Origin of the sequence: Phaeovulum veldkampii DSM 11550 (genome assembly GCF_003034995.1) — a bacterium.
GTDB lineage: Bacteria > Pseudomonadota > Alphaproteobacteria > Rhodobacterales > Rhodobacteraceae > Phaeovulum > Phaeovulum veldkampii.
In genome coordinates this window covers 1-7,793 of the sequence record NZ_PZKF01000066.1, presented here as the reverse complement: position 1 = coordinate 7,793, position 7,793 = coordinate 1, and the positions used below count along the sequence as shown (strand labels likewise).

10 protein-coding genes are annotated in these 7,793 nt (G+C 60.5%); 8 read left to right on the top strand and 2 right to left on the bottom strand.

The window, feature by feature from the left end; translation table 11 throughout:
• From C5F46_RS15245 to C5F46_RS15210, 8 genes are all read left to right on the top strand, one after another.
• Window positions 1-222: type II toxin-antitoxin system TacA family antitoxin (locus C5F46_RS15245; protein WP_146160247.1), on the top strand; the 222-nt coding region annotated here is incomplete at its 5' end.
• Between the two features lie 180 nt (window positions 223-402).
• Entirely contained in the window at window positions 403-843 is a 441-nt protein-coding gene (locus C5F46_RS15240) for a hypothetical protein (RefSeq protein WP_107326175.1), read from the top strand.
• Window positions 844-1,414: 571 nt separating this feature from the next.
• Entirely contained in the window at window positions 1,415-1,741 is a 327-nt protein-coding gene (locus C5F46_RS15235) for a DUF736 domain-containing protein (RefSeq protein WP_058096062.1), read from the top strand.
• A 281-nt stretch (window positions 1,742-2,022) separates the two neighbouring features.
• On the top strand, window positions 2,023-2,271 hold the full coding sequence (locus C5F46_RS15230; RefSeq protein WP_058096061.1) for a helix-turn-helix domain-containing protein: 249 nt from the start codon (window positions 2,023-2,025) through the stop codon (window positions 2,269-2,271).
• A 57-nt stretch (window positions 2,272-2,328) separates the two neighbouring features.
• Entirely contained in the window at window positions 2,329-2,604 is a 276-nt protein-coding gene (locus tag C5F46_RS15225; protein WP_107326173.1) for a DNA -binding domain-containing protein, read from the top strand.
• Between the two features lie 123 nt (window positions 2,605-2,727).
• Complete coding sequence (locus C5F46_RS16785) at window positions 2,728-3,051, top strand: transcriptional regulator domain-containing protein (protein ID WP_181317772.1); 324 nt, start codon at window positions 2,728-2,730, stop codon at window positions 3,049-3,051.
• A gap of 103 nt (window positions 3,052-3,154) precedes the next feature.
• Window positions 3,155-3,493, top strand: a complete 339-nt coding sequence (locus C5F46_RS16945; protein ID WP_201161498.1) for a DUF2285 domain-containing protein — start codon at window positions 3,155-3,157, stop codon at window positions 3,491-3,493.
• 168 nt (window positions 3,494-3,661) lie between these two features.
• A complete protein-coding gene (locus tag C5F46_RS15210) occupies window positions 3,662-5,155 on the top strand; it encodes an IS1182 family transposase (protein WP_107326171.1) in 1,494 nt (497 codons plus the stop codon).
• A 270-nt stretch (window positions 5,156-5,425) separates the two neighbouring features.
• Here the strand turns inward: C5F46_RS15210 and C5F46_RS15205 are convergent, their stop codons facing one another.
• Entirely contained in the window at window positions 5,426-6,931 is a 1,506-nt protein-coding gene (locus C5F46_RS15205) for an RNA-directed DNA polymerase (RefSeq protein ID WP_107326170.1), read from the bottom strand.
• A gap of 105 nt (window positions 6,932-7,036) precedes the next feature.
• Window positions 7,037-7,791 (bottom strand): IS5 family transposase gene (locus tag C5F46_RS15200; RefSeq protein ID WP_107326169.1). Its coding sequence is split into 2 segments (ribosomal slippage): window positions 7,037-7,473 and window positions 7,473-7,791, totalling 756 coding nucleotides; the frame shifts between segments, so codons are not numbered across the junction.
• Between the last annotated feature and the right edge of the window lie 2 nt (window positions 7,792-7,793).

The window sequence follows — 7,793 nt, the reverse complement described above, 5'->3', positions numbered from 1 at the left end:
CTTCTTGATCGCGCTTCTGCTTGCCACAACAAAACGCGATCGGAGTTCATTTTGGATGCAAGCCGCGAGGCCGCCGAGGCTGTAGTGTCTGACCGTCATGCCTTCCGGTCGGACGCTGCGAGATCCAGGTCCTTCATGGACATCTTCGACGCGGAACCCCGACAGACCGAACGTTTGCGGCGGCTCATCGTCAGCAGGGCGCCTTGGGATGAACAACAGTGAGATCGTTTTGGACTTCTGAAATGAAACAACCTGATCGCGGATTTGACCCGTCATGTGGCGGTGGGTGCGGATGCGAGCAACCTGAGGCTCGCGGGCAACCCTGATCAATGCTATCCTGAAATCTGCGCCATGGTGGTGGTGGAGGCGCGACCGTCCAACCTTTTGTGCGGAGCCACCACCATGATCTTTCTCGGAATCCTCGTTTCTCTGGCGGCCATCGGCACGATGTGCTGGCTGCTGTTCAATCTCGCCGTCTTCGCGCTGCCGTTCTTTGCAGGCCTCACCGTTGGCACCTGGGCCTATGAGACCGGTGCCGGGTGGCTGGGCGCGACCGTCATCGGCTTGGCTGGCGCAGGGCTTGTTCTGGCGCTTGGTCAGGGCCTTCTGATGGTCGTCCGTCCGCTTTGGGCGCGGCTTCTGATCGCGCTGGCCTTCGTCGCCCCAGCTGGTGTGGCCGGGTTCCACGCTACGTTGGGGATCACCCGGCTAATGATGCCGTCGGAGGCCTGGCAGGTCGTCTTTGCCGTCATCGGCGCGGTCGCGGTGGGCATCACGGCCTTTCTGCGGGTCGCAGGCATGGCGGCCCCCGGCGATGCGGGCGGGAGCCTGGTCCGCGGCTGAAGGCGGGCAGGCAGGTGGGGCGACCAGAGCAAGAAAGCCCTGCCTACCTGTCTCGTCGGATTGCGGGGCTGGCTCGGGTGCGTAGCTTCGGATCGTCGCTAGGCCCTGTTCTTGTCCCGTCCAGAGCACGGGACGGGCAAGGCCGTATCGGCGGGCCGTCATCGATCCCGTCAGGGGGGGCGCTGCCGGTGGCATGGTTCGGGTTGGACAATGCGCAAGGCCTGGAGGGGGGAGGCGGATCGCGTGTGTGGCCCCGTCCTGTCTGCCTTGGCGGGGGCCTGTCGCCAGTGTCTCCGTCTGCTCCCCGTGTCCAGACCGCTCCATACGGCCTCTTCAATGGCCTGATCTGGCCGAAGACCGGCTTCGCCTCGACCGCTTCGGCGCAACAGCGTCGTCACAACTTTCTTCCCCTGCCGGCCTGAAGGCCGCCATTCCTCGCGGGACCAAGAAAGTTCCTCCTGTGCTGTCAGGCCCCCGCTGGGCGGGGGTGCGCCAGCGGTCGTCTCCGTCCTATCGATCGCCATCGAGGCCGCAATGGTGCGGGCTCGGAAACGAAAAACGGAGACTTACCATGGCGACCATCGGCACCTTCAAGAAGACCGGCACGAACGAATTCACCGGCGATATCGTCACCCTCAGCGTCCAGGCCAAGGGCGTGCGTATCGTCCCCGACCAGCGCGCCACCGGCGAGAACGCCCCCAGCCACCGGGTCCTGGTCGGCCGCGCCGAGATCGGCGCCGCCTGGTCCAAGCGCTCGAACGAGGGCCGCGACTATCTGGGCCTCAAGCTCGACGATCCGAGCTTCACCGCCCCGATCTACGCCAACCTCTTCGACGACGAAGACGGCGAAGGCTTCTCTCTGATCTGGTCCCGCCCCAACGGCCGCCGCGCCGACTGACGCGGACCACAAGGCCCCGGTCGCAAGACCGGGGCCTTTTCCATGCCCGCCGCGAAAGGCGATGCCCACCGCGACCGCGCCGGGGCCACAGCGTGACCTGCAGGGACCGGCGCGGCTGGGCGACGCCGCAAGTGGAGCCGGTGCTGGCGGCGAATCGCGGGATTACACAACGGCATAGGCCGCGCTGCGAAACCGCAGTTTCCAGTGGCGGATTGGACGAAAGCGACTAAAATAGTCGTAGTTCTGGAATGCGCGCCGGTCGCGATGGGAGGTGATCATGCATGATCACCGCTCGACAGTCGCGGGCCGCACGCGCGTTGCTGGGTTGGACGCAGGAGACGCTCGCTGACAAGGCCCGAATATCCCTGACTGCCCTGAAACGCCTCGAGTCCGAGAATCGGCTTGAGGTGTATGAATCGACACGGGATCAGGTTCGCCGGGCACTCGAGGCCGCAGGGATCGTCATCCTGTCTGACAAGCGCGGGCAGGGAGTGATGCTGGAGCATGGCCGAGACGAGAAGACCCACTGACGCGACAGGGCGGTGTGACAGACGGCGAACTATGCCGATGCTCCCGGGGACCGCGCCATGAAGCCCACGACCCCGGCCTTCGACGAGCTCGCCCCCACCAGCGCGGACATCACCGATTACGACCGCAGGCACATCAAGCTCTACATGCGTCTTCTCGATGCGACAGCCGATGGCGCGGATTGGACCGAGGCCGTCGAGGTCCTGTTCGGGATCGACCCTGTCCGTGAACCCGATCGCGCGCGGCGTGTGCACGATAGCCATCTGGCGCGGGCGCGCTGGATGACGCAGAGTGGCTATCGGCAGCTTCTGGGGCCGCGTTCCGGCACTCCGTGACCTCCTGCGCGCGGTGATGCTGCAGCGGCATCATCTGCTGCATCCTTCCGTGCCTTTTCCCAGCTTCCTTGCGCTGGAATCTTTTCGCCTCATACGTGTGTTTACTCTGTCGAGGGTTGAGAGATGGGGCCAGATACATCGAAGTGGCGGAACCACGACTCCTATGACTTCTTTGATGAGCTTTCGGTTGAAGGCATCGCCTGGGAATGCCTGCGCCGCGATCTCGACTATCAGGCGCGCTTCGCTGACATCGTGACACAAATGGCCGAGCGTGCCCCGTTCGAGGAGGAAGCCCAGCATCGCTGGGGCCTGCGATTTTCCGGCCGACCCGAGGCTTTCCATCCTCGACCAGCCCGTAATCTGGTCACCTCACGCCAATCCGGGCACCGTACTTTTGGGCGAGGTCCCAGGTTTCCGGCCACCTTTGCCGCGGCCCATTGCGCCTGATCTGCCGACGCAGGCGGAAGCAGAGGAGGGGCGCTACGGCGTCTTGGGCACGGATGGCTCCGTGCCATTTCTGAATATGGCAGGGCGTACCGACGCCGGGTCCATGGCCATCCTGCTTCCGCTCGACGATGACCTGCCAGGTCGGATCGAAGCGATCGAGCGGTTCTGGCAGATGCTGAAGGCGCGCCCGGTCCCGCGCGACACCCGGATGACCCCGTATCAGCGTCAGCGGTTCCGCATGATGATGCAGGCCGCCGATGGGCGCGCCGCAGGCGCGAGCTACCGCGAGATCAGCATCGTGCTTTTCGGTGAACGGCGCGTGTCGTCCGAACCCTGGAAGACATCCCCGCTGCGAGCCGCCGTCATCGCGCTCGCGCGCAATGCGTCTGCGTTGATCAGCGGCGGGTATCTCGGCCTCTTGCGGCACCGCCGTAAGCCGTAGAGTGCACCTTGCCCAGTCTAGGGGTGCATACGACCGTTGGGAGCCCAAACCGACCGAAACCGAACAGACGGAATTCGCGCGTGCAGCGCGGAGCGCCTCGTCAAGGACGGCCGAGGCTGTGTCAAAACCCTTTGGCATGCTAGGATTCCTTGGTAGCGGGAGATCAGCATGGCCGGTTTCATCGAAGGCGTTCAGCGCAGCCAGACGGTGCTTTTTCCGGAGCGGCTGGAGGACTGGATAGGTGAGGATGATCTTGTTCGCGTCATTGACCTGTTCGTCGATGAGCTTGATCTGGCAACCCTCGGTTTCGTGCGCTCGACCTCGGCACGCACCGGTCGGCCGGGGTATCATCCCGCCATTCTGCTGAAGCTGTTCATCCATGGCTATCTGAACCGGATCCCGTCGAGCCGTCGGCTGGAACGCGAAGCGGGGCGCAATGTCGAGGTGATGTGGCTGATCGGGAGGCTGGTGCCGGATCACAAGACCATCGCCGAATTCCGCCGCACGAATGGCCGCGCATGCTGCGCGACAATCTGGATGAGACACCATCCAGATTGTCGCGCCATACGCGCAATCCGCAAGACCTGCGCGCAGTTCGTGGAGCTGTGCCGCCGGATCGGCGTGCTGAAGGGCGATTGCGTCGCCATCGACGGGAGCAAGTTCAAAGCCGTCAACAACCGTGACAGGAATTTCACGAAGAACAAGATCGCCAGCCGCCTCGCCCATCTGGAAGCCGATGTTGAGAGTTATATCACCGAGATGGTCCGCATCGACCGGCAGGAAGAGGGCGAGGCCCGGGCCGGGAAAGTGTCTCACCTGGCCCGCCGCTACGGCCGTATCCGGCAGGAGATTGCGCGGCTGAAGACAATGGAGCAGGCCTTGGCCGCCGCGCCGGACGGGCAGATTTCCCTGACCGACCCCGATGCCCGCGCCATGGCGACCAGCGCCCGACACAGCGGCATGGTTGGTTACAACGTCCAGACCGCCGTCGATACCGAGAGCCACATCATCGTCACCTACGAAGTCACCAACCAGGGCTTCGACCGCGACCAGCTCAGCCCGATGGCGATTGCGGCGAAAGACGCGCTCCAGCGCGATGATCTGCACGCCATCGCCGACAAGGGATATTTCAGCGGCCCCGAGATCCTCGCCTGTCATGAGGCGGGCATCACCACCACCGTGCCGCGCCCGGCCACCTCGGGCAATGCGGCCAAGGGCATGTATGTGAAGGCCGATTTTGTCTATGATGCAGAGCGCGACGTCTATATCTGCCCGGCAGGGGAAGAACTTATCTACCGCTACACCACTGAGGAGCGCGGTATTCGGGTCCGGCGATACTGGATCAACGAATGCCAGACCTGCCCGTTGCAAAGCCGATGCACCACCGGCGCCGAGCGCCGGATCACCCGATGGGAACACGAGCATCTGATTGACGCGATGCGCGAAAGGCTGAGCCGGGACACGGATCCGATGACCCTGCGTCGCTGCACGGTCGAACACCCCTTCGGCACCATCAAGGCCTGGATGGGGCACACCCATTTCCTGACCCGCAGGCTGAAGAACGTCCGCACCGAAATGGCGCTGAACGTCCTAGCCTATAACATCAAACGGGTGATCTCCCTGATCGGCATCCGACGCCTGATGAAGGCCATTACGGCCTGATCAGCGCTTAGCCCCCACCTCCGGCGTCGCACTTCGTATGGCAAGGCCTACCAGATCGCCTTGCGCGCTGAAGGACGATCCGACGCGGGTAGAAAGGGGCCACGCCCAAAGCCATCAGCAGACCGCCCCCGTCAGCGGGTTTTGACACACCCTCGGCCCTTAGCAGCCGGTCGCAGCACGCTCATAGTGCACAGGAAATCTTCTAGAAACGAGCTCTGAAAACGGGGCCTTCGAACATACTGACGAAAGCAAGTTGATTTCACTCTGTGACTAAGAAAATTCGGCATACTCACGGAAGAGCGAGAGCTCTTCTGTATCCGGAACGGGGTCGAGATCTTCTGGGCTACTCACAACAATTTTAGTTACATCAAGCGCCGCTATCAGATCGTGGTTACTGATCCAGCTATTGTTCCAGAGTTGTGCCGCTTCACCATTGACTATTCTGCAGATTGGCTCGTCGCTTGCAAACGTGAGTCCAACCCCCTTCGCCTTTGTGACTCGCTGCAGCCAAATTTCGAGATGTCCATTGTGCGGTATCCGCTTCATCTTTTCCACCACTCTTCCCCATAATTCTTCGCGTTCCGCTTCCGGTGCGAGCGAAATCAACTTAGCAAGAATTCCAGACAGAGCGGGAAAAGCACTTGGAGAAACCACTGCGATATCGCAAACAATAGACACTTGAACGCCTAAATCTTCGGGCGCCCTATCAATTCTCGATATCTTTTGGAATGCACTATCCGCTAGCCGCTTGATTGCACCCGTGTTGGGGTAAAGACGAGAGAATGCGTGTAATCTCAGAAGCTGCTTTTGAATTGTCTTAGCATGCGAGATATCCATGTCCTCGAGTTGAACACCTGCCAGCTTTTCAGGCTTAATGGCGCCCTCAATGATGTTGTTATTAATAGAAGTTTTTCCCGCCCCGAGTTGCATGCCAACTTTCCTGAGGCAGTCACTAATGACCCGAACGATTTCAGACGCTCGCTGATCACTCAGCGTAAAGATACTATAGTCGTCACGATACCTGAGGATGTGAAAATCCTTCTTCTCCTGGAGCTTATCGGTGATCAGGTGATCTACATATGCCAATACTAGTTCAGCGACAATATCCATCAGAACAGAACCCTGAGTAATTCCATTCGTCTGACCGTATCGACTACTCCGAATGTGGAAATCAATCTGATTTCCAAGCAGGCCCTTATCACCCTGCGCTGCTTTAGCGGCGTCGTACCCGTGTAAAGCCCATGCAATGCTGTGTGTGTACAGCGAGCCGTAGCAGTTGGACACATCCGTTTTCAATAAATGGGTGTATTCCATTGATAGCTCTAGAGAACGTTGCTCGTATCGCAACCACCAATTTCGCACTTGAACAGCATCATGTTTCTCTTTTCCGTCAGATACCATCGGGAAGCTAGTACACTCGACCACGCCCAAATGCAGTTCTTTAAAACGTCCTTGAAGCAACTTCCAGTTAGCGTCTTCGCAAAGTATCTTGACTAGCGTCATATAAATTGCAGGATGAATAAGCTCAAACGGTCGCCACGCAAAGCGCCCATCTTTCGTACTCAGAAGCTCATAGTTGACACTAGGCATATCAACCGCGCGCTCAGGCTTTGGCTTTTGGAAGGCAAGGTATGTACCTGCCCCCAATACTGCCGAAGTGTCTTTCAAAATAGACTCGAAACTGATGTATGGGGGGAAATCTGAGCGAAAGTAGCATTCTGGCTTTTCGAGATAAGCTTTTGCCAAGGCAGCGTCTAGGTCAATTATTCGTGTCAAGGTGCTACTCCGCGATCCAGTTAGGAAGACGTTTTGGCTTTAGCCAAGCATTCAGAAGATGATTGAAGCGTAGCGAAGAAAAGCCAAGGCCGCTAGGGTCAGGACTCACAACCAGAACATGACGGTCGCTGCAATGCAGATGGCGGAGAGGAAGAGCTCGGCGCATCTGTCATAGCGGGTGGCGATCCGGCGCCAGTCCTTGAGACGGGCGAAGAGGTTCTCGATCCGGTGACGTTGCTTGTAGAATTTCCGGTCGTGGCTGGCGGGGTTCTTGCGCCCGCGCCGGGCCGGGATGCAGGCGGCAATCCCCTTGTCATCAAGGGCTTCGCGGAACCAGTCAGCGTCGTAGCCCTTGTCGCCGAGGAGCATCTTTGCGGGCGGCAGGGCATCCAGCAGGACCAACGCGCCCTTCGCGTCGCTCATCTGGCCGGGCGACAGGAAGAAGGTCAGGGGACGACCCAGCCCGTCGCACACCATGTGCAGCTTGGAGTTCAGCCCGCCTTTGGTCCGTCCGATGGCCCGCGGGCGAGTCCCCCTTTTGAGAGGCTTGCCGCCGTGCGGTGCGCCTTGAGGTGGGTGCTGTCGATCATGATCGTTTCGCCATCCGGTCCCGGCTGGGCGAGCTCGGCGAAGATCCTGGCGAACACGCCCATGCGCGACCAGCGCACGAACCGGTTGTAGAGCGTCTTCGGCGGCCCATACACGGCCGGCACGCCCTTCCACTGCAACCCGTTCTTCTGAACGTAGATTATCCCGCTCAGCACCCGACGGTCATCCACCCGCGGCTTGCCTCTCGACTTCGGAAAGAACGGCCGCAGCCGCTCCATCTGCGCGTCGCTCAACCAGAAATGCCCGCTCATCA